Origin of the sequence: Paenibacillus montanisoli (genome assembly GCF_003268025.1) — a bacterium.
GTDB classification, from domain to species: Bacteria; Bacillota; Bacilli; order Paenibacillales; family Paenibacillaceae; genus Paenibacillus_Z; species Paenibacillus_Z montanisoli.
The window spans coordinates 221,490-241,980 of record NZ_QLUW01000001.1; the positions used below are offsets into that span (position 1 = coordinate 221,490).

Here is a 20,491-nt window from a genome sequence, read left to right on the forward strand (position 1 = left end):
ACCCCCCAAAGCAGAAGGGATATCACGAAAAATGTAAGTGTGAGGTGGATCGGTTGTTACTTGTACTGTTCAAACGGATTTTTGGCGGCAAGCACGATGCGTCCGCGGTCACCCTCGATTCCAAAGTCACTCCGGAAGAGATGGTGGAGCTGATTCGAAACGGCGAAGCTTCACGGGATGATTTCATCGCAACCTATAAGCCGTATATCGCTAAGGTGACTAGCCGATTTTGCAAACGATATGTTGATGCCGCACGTTCGGATGAGTTCAGCATTGCACTTGCTGCCTTCGACGAAGCGATCGGACAATTCTCAAGTCAGGCAGGAAAATCGTTCCTCGGTTTCGCCGAAACGGTCATCCGGCGCAGGCTTATTGACTATGTGCGAAAAGAGCAAAGGCATGCCGGGACGGTTCCGTACAGCGCCTTCGATCAGGACGACGAGGAAGAACTGACCGTTAACCCGGTTGAAATGAAAGAAGCGATGCAGCGATTCGCCGTCTCTCAGGATGTCGAGGCAAGACGTCTTGAGATTATGGAATACGATAGCAGGCTGCGACAATTCGATATCACATTCGGCGAACTGCCGGATTTATCTCCTAAGCATACGGATTCGCGTTTATTGCTTATTTCGATCAGCAAACTGCTGGCCGGTTCGCCGGAGTTATACGAGATCATGGAGACGAAACAGAAGCTGCCCATCAAGGAATTGTGCGAGATGGCGGGCGTCTCCCGAAAGACGATTGAGCGTAACCGCAAGTACATCATTGCGATTGCGTTACTAAATAATGGTGATTACCCTTACCTGCAGGAGTATATAAGCCCGAAAGAGCCACCGCAGCAGGAGTTATCCCAGGTGAAAGGAGTGAGAGCATGAGTCGCGGCATTGTAATGGAAACAGGTCCGAAATACGCCATCGTCATGACGCCGGATGGACAATTTCGCAAAGTACCGACCGGCCGAAAGCTACAAATCGGCGAAGAATTCAGCTTCTCAGAACGGCGGAGATATGCGCATCCGCGTAAATTGCATAGTTTCAGCATCGGCGCGGCAGCGATTTTGCTTCTCCTCTTTGTGCCGTTTCTGCTGGGCCGCATAGGCCAAGGTCCGGAGGTCGTCGCTTACTTGACCATGGACGTAAATCCGAGCATCGAGCTTGGCGTCACGGAAGATGAGCATGTCGTGGAGCTGCGTGCCATCAATGATGACGGCGCGGACGTGACGGAAGGTCTTGCGTATAAGGGACTCCCGCTGGATCAAGTAGCCGAAGAGATCATGGACCGCATCGGCGCAGGGACATATTTGAATAGCGGGGAAGGCGACGTGATTATCACGAGCGTCATGATTGCGGAACCTGATGTCGCTGAGTATGAGAATCTCGTAACGGAACATATGGATGCGGCCGTCCGCAAGTCGCTAAAGAAATTGACGGATGAAGGCCGCAGCTTGAAGGTAGAAGTCACGAAGATCAAGGCGCCGAAAGAAATCAGGGAAGAGGCTGAGCATGACGGTTTGTCCGCGGGCAAGCTAGCCTTCTACTTGATAGCGAAGGAGCTGGGATACAACGTCACCCTACAGGAGCTGAAAACGCAGTCCATTCATCAGACGGCGAAGCCGTGGGGCGGCGTGAAGGCGGTAATCAACGAGCAAACCAAACCGGCAGTATCTTCCGCGAAGGACGATGATTCGAATAAGGCCGAGGATAAGAAAGTATCGCAAACTACGGAGTCTGCGATAAACGCGGAGCAGAAGAAAGAGCTTCGAGAGCAATTGAAGGAGCTGCTCAAGAAGGAGAAAGAGAATCGGTCCAAGGACGATGACAACAATAAGCATCGGGATGACGATGACAAGAAGGGCTCCTCTTCCTCGAAGAAGAACAATGAGAGCGCCGACAACAAGAACATCAAGAAAAGCAGCGGCAGTTCTTCGATACCTGCGCAGAGCAAGCTTCAGAAGGGCAGCGATAACCGCAAAGATGACAGCGTTCGCGAAGGCGACGACGATGACAACGGGGATCGCGGCCGGGGCGATGACAGCGGCGGAGACGATGACAGAAACAAGGACAGAGACGATGACCATAAAGGCGGCCGGGAAGAGGGCAATTCCTCTTCCGATGGTCGCCATAATGGCGTTTTTGATGATGATGACAAGAAACAAGACGATAAAATAAAGAAAAACTCCGATATCAAGAAGGACGACAATCGGAACAAGGATCGAGTACATACGAAACGCGAATAGCTCATGGTTAAATGAAGGCGCAGGCTTTAGTGCTGCGCCTTTTATACTACATTCTTTCGTGATCATTCGACAGGATCTCCTGTTGACAGTGATTGGACGATGTAACTATGATTATTGTAAGCGATCTCGGGCTCGGCACCTGCAGGAAGGCAATATTAGGGCGGAGGCGAGAACTAACGTGGAAATGCTCCATATTCGAGAGAAAGCGGATGCGATTCGCGCACGACAACGAGGAAGGGACATCGCGAAGGCGATCGGCTTCAGTGTTGTTGATCAGACGGTAATTGCGTATGCGATTTCCGAACTTGCGCTGAAGCTCATTGCGTTCCCGGAGAAGGGGCATATGACCGTTCGCCAAATCAGTCCGTGCAAAGGGGAACCCGCCAGCGGCATTGAAATCAGACTTTTCGATCATTTTCGCGGACCCAGTCGAATGAACGTGCAGTGGATGGATAAATTGGCTGACGACGTCGAAATGTCTCACGATCAGCTGCGGGGAACCATGATTACGCTGCGTAAATGGATCCTATCTCCACTGCGTATGGATTCGCCGAATTGTGCGGCAGGGGAGGAGTAATACATGCAAGCCTTTCGAAAGCGATACTTCCCGGCGCTGGCCGAATATATTCGAAGCGGCAGCGAGGCATCGCTTTTTGAAGCGACAGAAATCGGGAAGCTGCTTCACGGCGTTCATCCGGAAGATATAATCGCGATTCATGAAGAATCGATGCAAATGCTTGTCGCCAATGTCGAATCGGAGGAAGCATTACAGCTTTACAGCCGTTCGTTTATTTTCCTGATTGAGCTGATGGTGGCGTTCCGATTCCGCTTACTGCCGGAGCAAACGCCGGAACAGCGGTTCAGCGAAATGCGGGACATGCTTCTTAGCTCGCACCGCTCATTCCGCATGGTGAAGAACAAGTATGAAAATGTGCTCCAGCATATGGACAGCGGCATTGCGATCTTGGACGGCGACGGCATCGTTTCGTTCATCAACGTCCAGATGGCGAAGCTGCTCGATATCCCGCGCAAGACGTTAATCGGCTGCAGCTTGACGGATATTTTATGGCATAATCAGCTCAGCAAAAGCACGAAACGCATCATTTTAAGGCTGTATAAGGAAATGTTTCTGCGCCGAAGCCGTTACCTGGAATTTCAGGATGTGAACGGCCGGTTTCTGCTAGTCACCGTCACCTATGGCGATCAGCTTGACGGCGATTACTTATTCAGCGTGAAAGACGTCACGGAATATAAGCAGATCGAGCAATCGGCTTATCAGAACGATAAGCTGGCGATGCTTGGCAAGATTGCCGCGGCGATCGCTCATGAAATCCGTAACCCGCTCACCTCCATCCGAGGATTCATTCAACTCTTGAAGCCCCATCTCGCGCAGCTCGGGAAAGAAGAATATTCGCGCATTATTTTGACGGAAATCGACCGAGCCAACGACATCATCTATGAATTTCTAAATTCCTCGAAGCCCTCGGCTCCTATGAAACAGAAAGTGCTCATTAATTCGCTGCTGAAGGAAGTCATCCTCCTCTCGGACAGCGAAGCGCTCATGAAAGGCTGCCAAATCCATTTGGAAACCTATGACGAGGAGCTTGCCGTTTCCATCGACGTGAAGCAGGTAAAGCAGGTCATTCTCAACATCGTCCGCAACGCGATGGATGCGATTGACGATCTGGGCGGCGAGCGGAGCGGCAGAATCGACATTATTACGCGGCGGGACGGAAACGACGCGGAAATTACGATTCGAGACAACGGCAAAGGGATGGATGTCGTCACCAAATCGAAGCTGTTTGATCCGTTTTTTACGACCAAGGCGTCTGGAACGGGACTGGGTCTCTCGGTCAGCTACCGGATTATCCGCAACCATGGCGGAAAGATTCGAGTTTCCAGCAACAGCGGCGAAGGAACGGAGTTCAATGTCTATTTGCCATTAGCGGAATAAAGGATTAGAATCGGGGTATAACCCGTGTTCATGTACAGGGGCTGTCCTGCAGGAGGCTGTTGATGGTTGAACATCCTCTTGCGGGAAGGACGAATCGGGAAATCGGGGAAACCCGGTTTTTTTGCGTTGCTTCTATTCTTAGGGGAATAAGCTACTATTCATTGGACGGGAGTTGTTTATCAGGCATGAGTGCACTATTTACATATGGGTTGAAAGAACAAACGAATGCGGCGGATGCGCCGTTCGATGTCGTCGTGTCCTTCATTAGCAAGGAAGAATTGAAGAAGCCGTCGGCGGCGGGATGGGTTCATCCTCAGCTCGATGAAGCGCTGCGGCAGCATGCGGAGAAAGAGCTCTTCAAGGGCGATCCTCGGGAAACACTGGTGCTGCCAACGCTGGGGCTCCTCCCGGAATCGCATGTCCTGTTCGTTGGGATTGCCTCTTCCGATCATCTGACGGTCGACGGGCTGCGTGACGCGGCTGCAGCAGCGGCCAAAGCCGCGAAGCGGTTGAAGGCGGTCGCCATCAAGCAGCTGCTTCCTCAGGCGCTTTCCGTCGGAACGGCCGTGTTCACGGTAAGTCAAGCCGCGCAGGCTATGACGGAGGGCTATGTTATGGGCTTGTATACGCGCAAGACGGCAAAGAAGAACGATGCTAGAAAGCAGTCGCAGACTGTGAGCAGAGTGGCGTTCGCGAGGACGGAAACGATGCCGGAGCCGCTCGCTGCGGCTGCGTCGGAGCAGTGGGCTTGCGGGATCCGCCGCGGAAAGGTGTTTGCGGAATCGGTCCTGTATGCGCGTGATTTGACCAATTTGCCGGGCGATCGCCTGACGCCTGCGAAGCTTGCCGAGGAAGCGGAAACGCTGGCAAAGGGGTACGGCTTGAAGGTTGAGATTTTGGACGAGAAGACTTGCGAGGAGCAGGGGATGGGCGGCCTGATCGGCGTCGGCAAAGGCAGCATACACCCGCCGCGCATGATCGTCATCCATTATGAAGGCGCTCCGGGGCAAGAGGAGAAAATGGGCTTGATCGGCAAAGGCATCACCTTCGATACGGGCGGCATTTCCTTGAAGAAGGGACTCGGCATGGAGGAAATGATCTCCGATATGGGCGGTGCCGCTGCCGTGCTGGGGGTATTGCGCATTCTAGGCGAGTTGCGCCCGCAAATCAATGCCGTGATCGTCATTCCGACAGCGGAAAATATGCCGTCGGATCGGGCGATGAAGCCTGGCGACGTTCTGACGATGATGAACGGCACGACGGTGGAGGTCGTCAATACCGATGCGGAAGGACGGCTCGTCCTCGCGGACGGGCTGACGACGGCCATTCGCCGCGGGGCGACGAAGCTGATTGATGTCGCAACGCTGACGGGCGCGGTCATGGTAACGCTCGGCGACGTGGCGACGGGCGTTCTTACGAATGACGAGGCTCTGCAGCAGCAGGTCATCTTGGCTTCCAAGCGAGCCGGCGAACGCGTCTGGCCGCTGCCGGCGTATCCGGAATTCCGCAGGCAGCTCGACAGCGATGCGGCGGACATGAAGAACGGCGGCAACCGCTTTGGCGGCGCGAGCATCGGAGGCTTGTTTATCGGCGCTTTCGCCGAAGAGAAGCCTTGGGTGCATCTGGATATCGGCGGCACGGCATGGCTGGAGCGGGAACGGTCTTGGGAAGTGAAGGGCGGCACAGGGGTTATGGTGCGTACGCTCGGAGAGCTTCTCGTTTGACCGATAAAGGAGGTTAGAGCTGCTGATGAGTCAAAAGGAGTTCACCATTTCGGCGAGTCCGATTGCCGATCTGCGGCATCTAGTTGATGAGTATATCGTGCAATTATCCTCCCCGATCGATTCGTTTCTGGAGGATCATATTCTCGGTTCTTCTTTCTACATCATCCGCTCCCATGCGGATGACGTCGGCTATTTTGCCATCCATAATAGTCAGCGGCTTACCCAGTTCTATATTCGCCATGCCTGGCGCATGCACGCGCAGTCCTTGTTCGCCAGAGTTATTGACGAATATGCGGTAAAATGTCTATTCGTGCCGACCTGCGATGAAGGTTTGGTGAGCCTGGTCATCGATCAGGATTACGTGATCAAGAAGCAAGCGTATTTCTTTCAAGACAGCCGGCTCGAATTGGCGGGCGGCAGTGATCAGAATGAGTTTCGCCTTGCAGCCGCAAGCGATCTTCCGGTCATCGAGCAAGTCTGCGTCGACTTCATAGGGGATTACGCCAAACGCATCGAGCGCGGCGAAATCTTCGTTTACTGCAAGGGCTCCGAGCTGCTTGGCATCGGGGTGTTCGAGAAGTCCAAGCTTGTTGAAGGACTGGGCAGCATCGGGATGTTCACCAACGAGACTTACCGAAGGCAAGGGATCGGAAAAGCGATTATCGTCGCGTTGCGCGGCTGGTGCAAGGAGCATGGCGTAAACCCTGTCAGCGGCTGCTGGTATTATAACGAAGCATCCAAGAAAACGCTCGAGAGCGCCGGCATGGTGACGAAGACCAGGCTGCTCCACGTGGAGGTCATTAGCGGCACCGCTGATGAGTAAGCGTATAGCTCCGCATTTTTAGGAAATAGTTAAAGTGTTGCAATTGGAATAATGAGGTTCCAACACTATTGTCTACCGAAAATGGTGCTTCGCCAATGTCATTGGAATATACTTCAAATTGGAGCGTGATTCCTATCCAACCTACACAGGATCCTTCAAGAGTACCGCCCGGTCAGCGGGTGACGGCGGGCTTCCCCGTTCTGCATCATGGCGAGGTGCCTTATTACCGTGATATGAGTAAATGGAATTTGCGCTTATTCGGATTGGTTGAGGAAGAGGCGGACATTTCGTATAAGGATTTTATGCAGCTGCCGCGCCGCCAGTTCGCGAACGATATTCATTGCGTCACGACATGGTCGAAGCTCGATAATGTGTGGGAAGGCGTTGCCGTTGCGACCATTATGGAGCGGGTCAAGCTTGCGCCGGAAGCCAAGTTCGTCATGCTGCATGCGGAGCATGGCTGGACGACGAATTTGCCGCTTGAGGATTTCCTGCGGGAAACGTCGTTCCTCGCGATTAAGCATAACGGGGAGCTGCTCTCGCCGGAGCATGGGTATCCGGTTCGGATGGTCGTTCCGCATTTGTACTTCTGGAAGAGCGCGAAGTGGCTGCGCGGCATCGAGTTTATGGCGTCGGATAAGGCCGGCTTCTGGGAGCGGAACGGGTACCATATGTATGGGGATCCCTTTAAAGAGCAGAGATATGATTTTGATTAAAAAAGACCGATCAGAAGTTAAACTCCAGTCGGCCACATAACAGTTTACTCTTTTACCAGGACTACCAATTGCCTTTGTAACATCGGTATTGATGGTTATATGATCAAAGACTTCGTTGATGAAGTTCTTCTTGGCTGCTTCATCATCAATCTGAAACCATATGTCATGAATTTTCTTAAGATGCTGTATGACTTCCATTGGAGTCATGCGGCTCTTTTTATTTTCACCCAGTTTGTCCAGTTCCGACTTAATAAAAGCTTCACGTTGGCGATCAGCTTCAGTATGCTGTCGAAGCTCATCCAACGTAATGAGATCATCTGCGAAAGCGCTCTGCCACTTTTCTTTCGTTTCAACAACTGATCAAGTTCAAATTCTAGTTGATTTCGCAGTGCATGTTCATCAGTTATAGTCTCTTCGCCAGCAGAATAATACTGGCCGATACTGGAGACTTTAGGTTCGAACACCTTCAAGTACCGATACAAGGTTCTCCGATTTAGATTCAATGCAGTTGCAATATCCTTCATCTGTACATGGGGAATTCCCTGTTGAATGAACTGCTTCTCTGCTTTTTCGATTATTCGCTGTCTTGTTGTGTCCTTCTTCATATCGTGATGATCACTCCATGAACGCTTGATAGATACAGGAAGTATACCGCGGGTTTATAAAGTTTGGCACGCTTTTTTTCTTTCGCATTCAGCTACTCCTACATATGTACCTCGTCCCGGAACTCCCGCGGTGATTTGCCGGTCAATTGGCGGAACAGCTTCGAGAAGTAATGCACGGAGGAGAATCTGTGCTTCTCGGCAATTTCCGTGACACTAATCGTCGAATTGCGTAAATCGTCTTTCGCCCTATTGATCCGAAACTGGTTGATATATTGAATAGGAGGCAATCCGGTCGCGTGTTTGAACAACTCGAAGAAGTAGCCGCGGCTTATTCGCAATTCGCGATAGTACGTTTCTAAAGGCAGCAGCTTGCCATGCAGCAAATCCTGATCGAGCTGCCGCAACAGCTTGTATATTCGAGGATCGGGAACGTGGTCATCCTTCAATACGAAGGATAGAAAGAAATCGATAAATTGCAGAAAATGACTTTGCGTCCGGATATTGCTCATGTAGGTCCGCTCGTTAACAAAATTGTTTTCAACATAAAATTTTTCGAAGTGATCAATCCATATATGGAGCTTCTCGACTTTCAAATGCTCCGGGATCGGATAAGGAAACGCAATATCAAGCTGATTGCAAAGCAATAAATCAGCATCGTAGCAAATGTGGCTGGGAGAACTGAAATTGGCATGGCGATCCCTATAGACCCAGTCGAAATAGCAGCAGATATGAACCATGGGATCTTGGCTGTCGGCAATCCAGTCATGCGGCTGTCCGGCCGGAATATAGAGAAGGGAGCCTTGTCCGGTCTCGTACGTACGGCCACAGGTATGAAGAACTCCCTTACCTTCGCTGATTAAGTAGATTGCGGATGAATAGCCATGACGATTGCAGTTCTCCTGACCTTTGGAGAACGCGTACCGTGTAGCGTAATTCACATAGGGACGAAATACGGTAAAGTCCATGTGCCAAACCTACTTTCGAATGAATGATTGATTCCAGTAAAGGAATTTAGAGACAACATTTACCTGACGATTGTACAAAACATTGACGTTTATATAAATACATCAAATGAAAGTGTTGTTACAATTCCGTTAGGAGGAAACGACGTCTCAAGTTATTCATAAACCTCGCCCAGTATAAAATGAATGCGCTTTCTATGATTTCGGCTATTACTGCTAGAATACCAGAATGGGGTGAGAGTTTGAAGGCCGTAACACGTTCGTTAGTGGCGAAAACTTATACGAAGCGTTCGAGTTCGTTATGGGTGAGGGTGTTGAAAGGGTGGCAGTTATATGTGCTTCTGCTGCTGCCGTTAGCTTACATCATCTTATTTCATTACGTCCCGATGTACGGAGCGCAGATTGCGTTCAAAAATTTTAGTCCGGTAAAGGGGATTTCCGAAAGCGACTGGGTGGGACTTAAACATTTCAAGCGCTTTATCGATTCGTACGATTTCTGGAGAATTATGAGGAACACGCTGACGTTAAGCCTGTACGACTTAGCCGTGGGGTTTCCTTTGCCGATCGTGCTCGCGCTCAGTATCAACTATGCCAATCAGAAAGCATTTAAGAAAACGGTGCAAATGGTGACTTACGCGCCCTACTTCATTTCGGTTGTCGTAATGGTCGGCATCGTATTTCTGATGCTCGACCCGAGGATCGGCGCCCTTAATCTGATCATCCAGCAGCTGGGCTTTGATCCCGTCAACTTCTGGGAGAATGCGGGCTATTTCAAATCGATCTATGTATGGTCGGGCGTTTGGCAAAATATCGGAATTTCCTGCATCATCTACTTGGCCGCTCTTTCCGGAATCGACCCCTCCTTGCATGAGGCCGGCGTCATGGACGGCGCTTCCAAATTTCAAAGAATGATTCACATCGACATCCCTGGCATCCTTCCCGTCGCTAGCGTCATTTTGATTTTAGGCATGGGACAAATGCTGAATACGGGCTTCGAGAAGATTTTGCTGATGCAGAACCCGCTGAATATTCGAACCTCCGAGGTTATCGATACTTATGTGTACAAGGTTGGCTTGATCTCGAAGGCGCCAAACTTTTCATATGCAACGGCCATCGGATTTTTCAAGTCGCTGATCAGTTTGGTCCTTCTTCTTACGGTCAATCAAATCGCCAAAAAGCTGGGACAGAACAACCTATGGTAGCGATGACGAAAGGTGAGAAATGACATGTATAATCCATCGATCAAAGAGTCGCGAGGAGATAGGGCATTCACTTTCGTTAACTACACCTTTCTTGTCCTTGTGCTGATTATGGTCGCCTATCCGCTCCTCTATATTGTTAGCGCCTCATTCAGCAACCCGGGTAAAGTGGCTGCGGGCGAAATCTGGCTGTTCCCGAAAGGCTTTAATGTTGCGGGCTATAAAGCGGTATTCGACTACAGCAGGTTCTGGACGGGCTTTACCAATTCCCTGTTTTATACGTCGGCCGGCACGATGCTTAACGTCACGCTCACCGTCATGGCCGGCTATGTCTTATCGCGAAGGGATCTTGTCGGAAGAAATCTTTTTATGCTCCTGTTCATGTTCACAATGCTGTTCTCTGGAGGGCTCATTCCAACCTATCTCTTGGTTCAAGATCTAGGATTGATCAATACAAGGTGGGCTATGATTCTTCCAACCGCGCTATCTGTTTGGAATTTAATAATTGCGAGAACGTTCTTTCAGGTCTCTATTCCCCAGGAATTACTCGAAGCGGCGCAAATTGACGGCTGCAACGATTTCAAATTCGTATGGCGAATTGTCTTGCCTTTATCAGCTCCAATCATTGCGGTGCTCTGTCTGTTCTATGCTGTTGGCCATTGGAACACGTATTTCAACGCTTTGATCTATCTGCGCAATAAGGAGCTGTTTCCGCTGCAGATCATTCTGCGCGAAATTCTCATTCTTAACAGCGTGGATACGGCAATGACGAACGGTTCGGAGGCGCAGGCCAAGCAGGCGCTTAGCCAATTGCTGAAATTTTCGCTGGTGATTATCGCAAGTCTGCCGATCTTGGTTATCTATCCTTTCGTGCAGAAGCATTTTGTCAAAGGCGTCATGATCGGATCCTTAAAAGGTTAGCGGGCCGAGCATGAGAGGCGGTGGTGAGCGGGCTGGATTGGTAAGAGAAAGTACATAAACAATCGGGAGGTCGTCCATGTGTTCATGCATAAGCGCATACTGATCTTGTTCATGATGGTTGCATTGATCGTTATTCCGGTATTGAGCGGCTGCAGCAATAATGCGAATGACACAAACAATACGGCAAACACGAATACGAATACGGGTGCAAACGTGGAATCGAAAACGAATTCGAATGCCTCCACTGGTGACGCAGCGAATGCCGACAATTCACCTGTAACCCCGCCGGGAGAGTTTCCGATCACGAAAGAGAAAGTGACCCTGAAGGTCATGATTCCATCCCAACCGGGCGTGACTTGGGAAACCAACGCTTTCACGAAATGGTACGAGGAAAAAACGAATGTGCATCTGGAATTCGATGAGGTTGCCGCCGACGGCGCTGCCGAAGCGCTTAATCTTCGGTTGGCGAGCGGCGATATCCCGGACATGATTATCGGCTTCGCCGTTTCTCCCGCGCAACAGCAGATCTATGGCGATCAAGGTGTGTTCCTCGATTTGAAACCGTTCATCGAAAAATACGGCCACTATATCAAAGACCTATATGAGTATGACCCGACTGCGGAAGCGACCATTACGACTCCGAACAAGAAGATCTATTCGATGCCCAATACATCGGACTGTTTCCACTGCCAGTTTGCGCAGAAGATGTGGATCTACAAACCGTGGCTGGATGAACTGAACCTCCCGATTCCAACGACAACCGATGAGTTCTACACCACCTTAAAAGCGTTTAAAGAGCATTATCCGGGATCCGTTCCGCTCGTCACGATGCCGAATTCCTGGAACACCGATATCGACGCCTTCCTCATGAATTCGTTTATTTTCAATGACTACATGGTAAATAAACGGATGTGGCTCAATAATGGCAAGGTGGACGTGTCGTTTAATAAACCGGAGTTCAGAGAAGGGCTTGAATATTTGAATAAGCTCTATTCCGAAGGGCTGCTTGCGCCGGAATCGTTTACGAACGATGCAGCGTCCTTGACGGCCATGGTCATGAAGGAAAAGCATATCGTCGGTGCTTCCGCCGGCGGATATGCGGGACTCTTCGCGGATCTGGCCAGCGACAAATGGTATAACTTCGTCGCCGTTCCTCCGTTGAAAGGGCCGAATGGCGTACAGATCGCGGCTTGGAATCCGTTTATTACGACTACGGGCGGTCTGTTGATCAACGCCAACACCAAGTATCCGGAAGTGGCATACAGATGGGCTGACGGTCTTTACCAGGAGGAAGTATTCGAAAGACAGAAATACGGCCAGCCTGAAACCTATTACACGTTCAATGTGGGCGACTTGAAAGGGATTAACGGCGATCAGGCTGTCTGGAAAGAGCTTAAGCCGTGAGGCCTTGAGCAGAATGACCACTGGAATCAGACTGCTCCTCAGCTCGAAACGAGCAATTGGCGGTTGGGCAAAGCCGTGACCATCGATCCGAAGAAAGACCTTGAACCTATTCTGTACGAGGCTTCCAAGATGATGGAACAATACAAGGTGGATAAGAACGAAATTCTGCCTCCGTTGTTCTTTAGCGAAGATCAATCGGCCGAGCTGACGGATCTGAAGAAAACGATTGAAGACTATGTAGCCGAAATGATCGGACGGTTCACGACCGGCACGATCAAGCTTAACGACGAGGAATGGGATAAATATCTCCAAACGCTGGATGGCATGGGCCTGACGCGATTTATCGACATTCAGCAGGAAGCCTATGACGCCAAGTACGGTACTAAATGATATAAAAATATAGAACTACTATTCATTGGCGCAATTCGACTGGTTCCCGTAAGGGAATTCGGATTGCGCCGATTTGTTTTTGAGAGATTCATAGCAAATTTTATCTGACGATCGTACAAAACATTTACGCTTATGTAAATACACGAAGAGAAAGTGTTGTTACCTTATACATAGGACGTAGTTGACCATAGGGGAGTAGATGACGATGTTAGACAGCAAGTATTTATTGACAGATGAACAAATGATGCATTTTATTGCCAAGGGCTATGTTGTGCTGCAGAACGTTTTGCCGGCGCAGCTGCACAAGAGCGTGATGGAAAAGGTTCATCGTGTTTTTCATGAAGAGGGAAATCCCGGAAACAACGTACTGCCTCGTATTCCCGAAATCCAGCAGTTTTTCGACACGCCAATGATCAGGGGGGCACTAACGAGCGTGTTGGGACCGGATTACTACATGCATCCGCATCGACACTGCCATTACAACCAGCCGGGAAATCAGGCGCCCGGAGGCGGGCAGTGGCACAAAGACGGATACTGGTCCTCCATGCGCAGCCATAGGCCATGGTGGGCAATGATTTTTTATTACACGCAGGATGTAACCGAGGAGCTTGGACCGACCGCGATTATGCCGGGCACCCAGTATTACGAAAAGTTCATTGGCGATCGCGGCGAGACGCTGCTGCCGACCGGAAAGGCCGGAACGGCCGTATTGGTGCATTTCGATTTGTGGCATAAAGCATCGCTCAATATTTCGGGGCTTGACCGATATATGCTGAAATTCCAGTTTGTCCGGCTCAGCGCGCCGGATCGTCCGACCTGGAATCATCGAAGCAAAGATATGGTCGTGCCGCAGGGAACGCCTTTCGTTCATAGGAATCTATGGCGGGATGTGTGGGATTGGCTGCGCGGAGAGGAGGCAGAGAGTCGGAGCGGTGCACCGGTAAGCGGGGCGCAATTGCTGAAATTGCAGGGGGAATTGAAGTCCAATGATGAATCCGTTCGAGCTGCTGCCGCAGATGAAGCGGGACTGCTGGGAGAAGCTGCCGCTTCACTGGCACCGGAGCTTGGCCAGCTATTGAACGACGTAGAAACGACGGCCTTGAACGCAGCTTATGCATTAGGACATATCGGACTTAGCGGGATCGAGGAGCTGGTCCAGCATATCCTCGAGGGAACGACGCAGGTGTCGGAAAGGGCGGCATATGGGCTGCAGGCTTCAGGCGTCAAAGCGATTCCGGCGCTGCAGAACGTGCTGGAGCATGCGGATGAGAAACGCAGGGCGCTAGCGGCTTTCGTGCTTGGCATGATCGGATCTACGGACAATGGCGCGGTTTCGTCTTTGATCGCGAGCTCATCGGATGAGAGCGAATGGGTTCGCCGCAATGCCATCGAGGCGCTGGGCATGATCCGAAATGCGGGAGAAGAGGGCTGCTTGGCTTTGTCGAAAGAACTAGTGGACTCGCTTTCCAGCGAAACTAGGGATAGTTCAGAAAGAAATGATATGTATGTAACCAAGCAGAACTACATTGTGAATAAGCTTGGCTATACGGCCGCGATTTCGTTATTGCGTACCGGCAAACAATTCGGAGCAGGCCAAGTCGTCAGCGCCTTGGAACAATCGCTTAATAGCGAGGATCGCTATGTAAGAGCCTATGCGTCCGAGGCGTTGACGCATCTTCGTACGCCTGAGGCGGTCGACGCCCTGATTCGGTTTTACCGCACGGCTAGATGGTGTCCGGATACGCATAAAGCGAGTACTTTTTAGAACCGGGGAGTGGATGACCATGACAAGGGCACCGCATCAGGACATTCCTTTATTCAATACGGAATCGTGGATGTACGAGGAGTTCGTCATCGGCGAGAAGAAACGGTCGATCCGGCGGACGATTTCCGAAGGCGAGAGCATGCAGTTTAACGCGCTCGTGATGGATTTGCACCCTTACGTGGCCGACGAGATTTTCGCCAAGGAAGAGGGCATCTTCGGGAGAAGGCTGGTCGCGGGCGCATTGGTATTCAGCATGGGGCTCGGCTTAATGGCTCACAACAACATCCATACGTTTAGCTACGGCTACGATAAGCTTCGTTTCATAAAGCCCGTCTTTATCGGCGATACGATCTATACGGTGCGAACCCATCTGGAGAAAAAACCGAAGTATGAGGAAATGGGCCTCGTCAAAGTCAGCTATGAAGTCTATAAAAACGAAGGCGAACTGGTTCTGTACGCGGAACATCTGCAAACCGTCAAATACAGAAATCCGGTGGTCTGGCAGGATCAGATCGAAAAAAAACGAGAGTAGCCGATAGTATCGATACTGCCAGTCCGTAGATCAAATGTTTAAGCAATCGCGCTCTCTTAGAGGGCGCGATACGCGTATACAAAATCATCTTGCATTAACGAACCACTTTTGCTTAGGATATCCGATCTACAAATCCCTACGTTGAGTCTGGAGCAGCTGAAGCAGGACATGGATCACTATTCGTTCGATAAAATTATCTATACTATTCAAGGGAGAGATTACAGATGAAAATCACGAAAGTGGAAAGCTTTGTCTTGCATGTACCGATTACACCGCCGATTACCGATGCGATAAACGTCGCCACGCACTGGGGACTGGCGGGCGTCCGAATCTACACGGATGAAGGATTCGTCGGCTACGGCTACACAGGTACCTGCGCGCACGGCGACGATATGATCGTCGATACGATCGACAAATACTACGCGCCTCTGCTCATTGGCAAGGATCCTTTCATGGTCAAAGAGCTGTGGGACGATATGCGTTTCGGCAAGATGCATTGGATCGGCCGAGCGGGCGTTACGCAAATGGCACTCGCTGCGGTAGACATTGCGCTCTGGGACATTATGGCGAAGGCGGCGAACAAGCCGCTTTGGCAGCTGCTAGGCGGGGCGAAATCCAAGCCGATTAAAGCTTACAATACGAACGGCGGCTGGCTCAATTGGTCGAAGGAACGGTTGCTGAAGGACGTAACGGAGATCGTAGAGTCGGGATTTACAGGAGTCAAAATCAAAGTCGGAAAGCCGGACCCGCGCGAAGATTACGACCGCTGCAAGGCAGTTCGCAAAGCGATCGGCGACGAAGTCATCTTCATGATTGATGTGAACCAGCAGTGGAACATCAATACCGCGATGACGTGGGGCAAGAAGCTGGAAGAATTCGATCTGTTCTGGCTGGAGGAGCCGCTGAACCCGGACGATATCATGGGGCACAAAAAGCTGGCTGACGAACTCAACGTACCAATCGCGCTAGGCGAGCACGTTTACAATAAATATGCTTTCCGTGACTATATCCACCAAGGCGCAGTAGAATATTGCCAGGTCGATGTTACCCGAGTCGCCGGCATTACGGAATGGCTGCAAGTCGCGGGTCTTGCCGCGTCATATGACGTGCCCATTTGCCCGCATGTTGGCGATATGGGGCAAATCCACCAACATCTCGTTGCCTCGACGCAGAACGCGATCATGCTGGAGTATATCCCTTGGATACGTCATATTTTCGAAGAGCCGGCTTCCGTGAAGGAAGGTTATTATGTACTGCCCGAGCTGCCAGGAGCGTCAACGACGATTATTCCGAAGTTCTTCGATGAATACCGAGTGAGGTAATGAGCTGTCCACACAAGTGACTTGCTTGTTGACGTACTATTGACGATAAGCGCGTTTCAATCCGCGCCTGCCACGGCATTGATGAGACTAGATGAAGAGAACTTAAGTGTATGACACCATAACATAACACATATTCAATGGAAATAGTACGGCGACGGCACATTCCGTCCGAACCAAGATATCAAACGAGAAGAATATGTGGTCATGATTAACCGTATGTTGGGACGCGGACCTCTTCATGATGTGACAAAAGCAACATGGAAAGATAGGGATCCGTGGAAGGAAGAAAGATACGATTTTGACTAGACCTTTGCTGCTCGTAAAATCAATCCGTAATAACCGTTAGAAAACCCGAACGGACAATCCGTTCGGGTTTTCTCTTGCCCATATTATTTGAAGTAGTTGTCGATCTGCTCTTGAGCGGCTTTCATAATCGTATCCATGCCGGCTGCCTTCAGCTCCGAAATGATCTTCGGAACGGTTTTCTCCGGGTCAGATGCGCCTGTCATCAGCTCGTAGCGGTATTTGTCCCACACGGCTTTCGTGTTGGCTACTTCCGTGCTTAGCTTGCTGATATCAATCGCAAAGCCCAGACTCGTTGAAGAAGTTGCTTGGTCGTTCAGCTTGCGCACTTGATCCCATTGATCGACTGGCGCGCCTTTAGTAACCGCCATATTGAAGAATGTACCTTGCGTATAAGCAGCTAGAGGCCATGTATCGGATGTACGCTCGATCACTTTCTCACCGTCTACATTCTTGTAATCGACGCCAAGCTCACCGAATGCCAGCATGTTGCGCAGCTTCGAATCCGTGTTAACCAATTGCAAATATTTGAGCGCTTCCTTCTTGTACTTAGAGTTCGCGGAAATTGCGTTCAAAGAGCCTTGGATCGTGCTTGTCGTGTAGATCGGCCCGAAAATCGGGAACATGTCGTACTTCGCTACGCCTTCATTGATTTGCCAGCTCGCTTCAGCGCCCGGGAACGCTTGTGCAGCGAAGAATGGACGTCCTTTGTCTGCTTCTGTTTTCGTCGGCGCGTCCGGATTAATAATGCCGTCTTGATACCACTTATGCAGCAGCTTCAGATCGGCCATTATGTCTGGGTTCTCAAGTACGGAAACCACTTTACGGGAAGCATCGTCAACTTTAACGCCGATTGGCGGCAGGCCGAGCGTCATATCGTCATACCTGTTGAAGAAGCCATTAAAGCCATCGCCTTGCGTAAGCGGCAACGGATAGAAGCTCTTGCCCTCGCCTGCTTTCATATCGTGCAGCGGCTTGTCCAGGTCCTGCATCGTCTTGATGCTCGCGGTGTCGATCTTGTATTTCTGTACATACTTGTCATCGAACACCCAATACTGCGTCAACGATGAGTCTTTATATGTTGGTACGGAATAGATTTTACCTCCAACCTTCGTTCCATCCCATACCTTCGGAGGAATGAGCTTGTAAAGATCAGGCGATTCGCTTTGAACCAAATCGGTAATGTCGGCAAAAGCACCGATGTTCACTTGCTGGTTGTACTTGCTGTTATTCGTGAACATGATGTCGAAGGGCTCTCCGGTGTTTACGATCGTGTTAATCTTCGTGTCCCAGTCGCCCCAGCTTGCTACCTTGATATCAACCTTCACGCCGATTTTGTCGGCCGTATATTCGTTCATAGCTGCAATCGCTTTGTCGAAGTTCGCAGGTAATTGACCGCCAATCGTCCACCATACCAGTGTAGGCGCTCCGCCGCCGGCTGACTGGTTGCCCCCCGCGTTATTCGATGTGTCGGTATTGTTCGTGCTCGCCCCGCAGCCCGCCAGAGCTGTTGTCAGGAGTGCTGCCGTACTGAGTACGAGCAGGTGTTTCTTTGTCTTTTTCATATCCACGGACCTCCTTGAATGGTTTCATAATAAACCGGGCAATGCCAGGCTTATTTCGAAATTTGCATTAACCTTTTACGGCGCCGACCGTTAGGCCGGAAATAAAATACTTCTGGAAGAACGGATAAGCTGCGGCTACAGGTACGACAATGATGATCGCTACGGCCATACGAGCGGATTCTTTCGGCATCGTCGCCACCAGCGTTGCATAGCTGATGCCCAGGCTTGCAGCGTTCCTCGCCAGTGCGTCCACGTTGCTCATTAAGCTGTTCAGCAGCGCTTGCATCGAGTACAGGTCCTGATTGTTGATGTACAGCATGGACTGGAACCAGTCGTTCCAGTAAGAGAAGCAGAGAAATAAGCCAATGGTTGCGATAACCGGCAGCGAAATCGGCAGAACGATGGAGAAGAAGATTCTCAGTTGGCTAGCGCCATCCATCTCCGCGGACTCGATTAATCCATCCGGAATGGTGCTTCTGAAGAACGTTTTGCAAATAATAACGTTGAAGGACGAGACGGCCAACGGCAGAATGAGCGCCCACACCGTATCCTTGAGCCCGAGCAGGCTCGAGTTGATGTAGTAGCTGGACACCAGTCCTCCGTTGAATACCATGGGAATGAACACGATCCATGTCAGCAGCCCATTCAACTTGTAGCTCGGTCTGGAAATGACGTAACCCATTGAAGTGGTAAGCAAGATGCCGAGGACGGTGCCGACTACCGTAACGAGCACGGATACGCCGAGGGCACGAGAGATCATCGAACCTTGCTGCATGATATAGCGGTACGCCTCTCCCGAGAGAGACCTTGGAAAAATGTGGTACCCTGTGTGCCGAATGGAGTCTTCGCTGGAGAGCGAGACCGACAATACCACTAAGACGGGCACCAAGCAAACCAGCGCTAACAGAATAAAGATGATATGGAAAACAACGTTCATACCAGTACTAATCCGGTTATATTTATCGAGACCGGACTCGAAGTGTGCTTTCGATGTCATTGTTCCGCTTCTCCTTATATCATGGCGCTCTCCGGATCAACACGGCGGACGATCCAGTTAGCGATTAGAATAGTCGCGCATCCGAGCACGGATTGTAAGAAAGCGGAGGCCGAGGCCATGCCTACCGTAGCGGTCTTGAGCTGCTTATAGACGAGTACGTCAACGGTCGTCGTCACGTTAAACAGCGAATTGGAATCTCGCGGCACTTGGAAGAACAGTCCGAAGTCGGTATAGAAAATACGGCCAATCGACAGGATGAACATCATCACGATAACCAACTTCATGAGCGGCAGCGTAATAAACTTCGTTTGCTGCCACTTCGAAGCGCCGTCAATGACAGCAGCCTCGTAATAGGTGCTATCAATGCCGGTAATCGTCGCCAAGTAGACGACCATGCCGTATCCGAGACCTTTCCACATGTTCATAAATACGAGCAGGTACGGCCAGTATTTGGCCTCCATGTACCAGTTGACCGGATCTTGGCCGAAGTCGGCCAGGAACTGATTGGCAATCCCTTTATCGAAGCTGAGGAACGCCCAGATAACCGCGGATACGACGACCCAAGACAAGAAGTAAGGCAGGAACATCATCGTTTGATACACTTTGCCGGCCTTGCGGCTGTGCAGCTGACCGACCATTAGCGCTAAGGTGACCGGCACTACGATGCCGAGAATAATAAATATGATGTTGTAGCCCAGTGTGTTGCGAATGACGATCCAGGCGTCGTTTGACTTAAACAGAAACTCGAAGTTTTGAAAGCCTGCCCACTCGCTGTTAATGACGTTGCTTAGGAAGCCCCCATGTATTTTGAAATTCTTGAAGGCTATAATGATGCCAAACATCGGTAAGAAGCAGAACAGGATGTACCAGACCGTTGTCGGCAAAGCCAGCAGCGTCAGCTCGGTATCCTGCGTTCGCCAGCGTGTTCGCAAGTGTCTGCGCTTGCTCTTTGTCTCCATGTGAATCACTCCCTTCCATGATCAATCTCCTTGTGTTCTTTAGATAAAATTAACTTTTAAGTTTTTTTCTATTCGTCACTTATATCGCTTACCAAATTCAACGCCAATGCAGTC

At 50.5% G+C, this 20,491-nt stretch carries 19 protein-coding genes and 1 pseudogene; 15 read left to right on the forward strand and 5 right to left on the reverse strand.

Annotated features, from left to right (window positions below):
- The first annotated feature begins 53 nt into the window (after positions 1 to 53).
- From sigI to DL346_RS01085, 7 genes are all read left to right on the forward strand, one after another.
- Entirely contained in the window at positions 54 to 875 is an 822-nt protein-coding gene (gene sigI / locus DL346_RS01055; RefSeq protein ID WP_112880185.1) for an RNA polymerase sigma factor SigI, read from the forward strand.
- Positions 872 to 2,236 carry an anti-sigma factor domain-containing protein gene (locus DL346_RS01060; protein ID WP_112880186.1) on the forward strand — a complete coding sequence of 455 codons (1,365 nt, stop codon included), beginning with the start codon at positions 872 to 874 and terminating at the stop codon, positions 2,234 to 2,236. Before sigI ends, DL346_RS01060 begins: the two co-directional genes overlap by 4 nt.
- 178 nt (positions 2,237 to 2,414) lie before the next feature.
- Positions 2,415 to 2,813, forward strand: a complete 399-nt coding sequence (locus DL346_RS01065) for an ATP-binding protein (protein WP_112880187.1) — start codon at positions 2,415 to 2,417, stop codon at positions 2,811 to 2,813.
- Between the two features lie 3 nt (positions 2,814 to 2,816).
- Positions 2,817 to 4,190 (forward strand): ATP-binding protein, encoded by a 1,374-nt coding sequence (locus DL346_RS01070; protein ID WP_112880189.1) that lies wholly within the window; start codon positions 2,817 to 2,819, stop codon positions 4,188 to 4,190.
- A 185-nt stretch (positions 4,191 to 4,375) separates the two neighbouring features.
- Positions 4,376 to 5,914, forward strand: a complete 1,539-nt coding sequence (locus DL346_RS01075; RefSeq protein ID WP_112880190.1) for a leucyl aminopeptidase — start codon at positions 4,376 to 4,378, stop codon at positions 5,912 to 5,914.
- 25 nt (positions 5,915 to 5,939) lie between these two features.
- Positions 5,940 to 6,737, forward strand: a complete 798-nt coding sequence (locus DL346_RS01080; protein WP_112880192.1) for a GNAT family N-acetyltransferase — start codon at positions 5,940 to 5,942, stop codon at positions 6,735 to 6,737.
- Positions 6,738 to 6,862: 125 nt separating this feature from the next.
- Entirely contained in the window at positions 6,863 to 7,453 is a 591-nt protein-coding gene (locus DL346_RS01085; RefSeq protein WP_240632982.1) for a sulfite oxidase-like oxidoreductase, read from the forward strand.
- Between the two features lie 203 nt (positions 7,454 to 7,656).
- Here the strand turns inward: DL346_RS01085 and DL346_RS01090 are convergent, their stop codons facing one another.
- Positions 7,657 to 8,058, reverse strand: coding sequence for a TetR/AcrR family transcriptional regulator (locus DL346_RS01090; protein ID WP_112880196.1), 402 nt, complete (start codon positions 8,056 to 8,058; stop codon positions 7,657 to 7,659).
- A gap of 98 nt (positions 8,059 to 8,156) precedes the next feature.
- Positions 8,157 to 9,023 (reverse strand): AraC family transcriptional regulator, encoded by an 867-nt coding sequence (locus DL346_RS01095; protein ID WP_112880198.1) that lies wholly within the window; start codon positions 9,021 to 9,023, stop codon positions 8,157 to 8,159.
- A gap of 239 nt (positions 9,024 to 9,262) precedes the next feature.
- On the opposite strand from DL346_RS01095, the gene DL346_RS01100 reads away from it, so the two are divergent.
- The 8 genes and pseudogenes from DL346_RS01100 to DL346_RS29835 all read left to right on the forward strand — a co-directional run.
- Positions 9,263 to 10,222 (forward strand): ABC transporter permease, encoded by a 960-nt coding sequence (locus DL346_RS01100; RefSeq protein ID WP_240632983.1) that lies wholly within the window; start codon positions 9,263 to 9,265, stop codon positions 10,220 to 10,222.
- 24 nt (positions 10,223 to 10,246) lie between these two features.
- Positions 10,247 to 11,140, forward strand: coding sequence for a carbohydrate ABC transporter permease (locus DL346_RS01105; RefSeq protein ID WP_112880200.1), 894 nt, complete (start codon positions 10,247 to 10,249; stop codon positions 11,138 to 11,140).
- A gap of 84 nt (positions 11,141 to 11,224) precedes the next feature.
- Positions 11,225 to 12,544, forward strand: coding sequence for an extracellular solute-binding protein (locus DL346_RS01110; RefSeq protein ID WP_240633078.1), 1,320 nt, complete (start codon positions 11,225 to 11,227; stop codon positions 12,542 to 12,544).
- 63 nt (positions 12,545 to 12,607) lie between these two features.
- Complete coding sequence (locus tag DL346_RS01115) at positions 12,608 to 12,934, forward strand: hypothetical protein (RefSeq protein ID WP_112880203.1); 327 nt, start codon at positions 12,608 to 12,610, stop codon at positions 12,932 to 12,934.
- A 205-nt stretch (positions 12,935 to 13,139) separates the two neighbouring features.
- Positions 13,140 to 14,699, forward strand: coding sequence for a HEAT repeat domain-containing protein (locus DL346_RS01120; protein WP_112880205.1), 1,560 nt, complete (start codon positions 13,140 to 13,142; stop codon positions 14,697 to 14,699).
- Positions 14,700 to 14,718: 19 nt separating this feature from the next.
- Complete coding sequence (locus DL346_RS01125) at positions 14,719 to 15,231, forward strand: MaoC family dehydratase (protein WP_206098456.1); 513 nt, start codon at positions 14,719 to 14,721, stop codon at positions 15,229 to 15,231.
- Positions 15,232 to 15,455: 224 nt separating this feature from the next.
- On the forward strand, positions 15,456 to 16,553 hold the full coding sequence (locus DL346_RS01130; RefSeq protein WP_112880209.1) for a mandelate racemase/muconate lactonizing enzyme family protein: 1,098 nt from the start codon (positions 15,456 to 15,458) through the stop codon (positions 16,551 to 16,553).
- A 147-nt stretch (positions 16,554 to 16,700) separates the two neighbouring features.
- Positions 16,701 to 16,859: pseudogene (locus DL346_RS29835) on the forward strand (S-layer homology domain-containing protein); the annotation flags it as partial.
- 83 nt (positions 16,860 to 16,942) lie between these two features.
- On the opposite strand, the gene DL346_RS01135 reads toward DL346_RS29835, so the two are convergent.
- The 3 genes from DL346_RS01135 to DL346_RS01145 all read right to left on the reverse strand — a co-directional run bounded on the left by DL346_RS01135 (position 16,943) and on the right by DL346_RS01145 (position 20,377).
- Positions 16,943 to 18,421, reverse strand: coding sequence for an ABC transporter substrate-binding protein (locus tag DL346_RS01135; protein WP_112880210.1), 1,479 nt, complete (start codon positions 18,419 to 18,421; stop codon positions 16,943 to 16,945).
- Positions 18,422 to 18,488: 67 nt separating this feature from the next.
- Positions 18,489 to 19,418, reverse strand: coding sequence for a carbohydrate ABC transporter permease (locus DL346_RS01140; protein WP_112880212.1), 930 nt, complete (start codon positions 19,416 to 19,418; stop codon positions 18,489 to 18,491).
- A gap of 14 nt (positions 19,419 to 19,432) precedes the next feature.
- A complete protein-coding gene (locus DL346_RS01145; protein ID WP_112880213.1) occupies positions 19,433 to 20,377 on the reverse strand; it encodes an ABC transporter permease in 945 nt (314 codons plus the stop codon).
- Between the last annotated feature and the right edge of the window lie 114 nt (positions 20,378 to 20,491).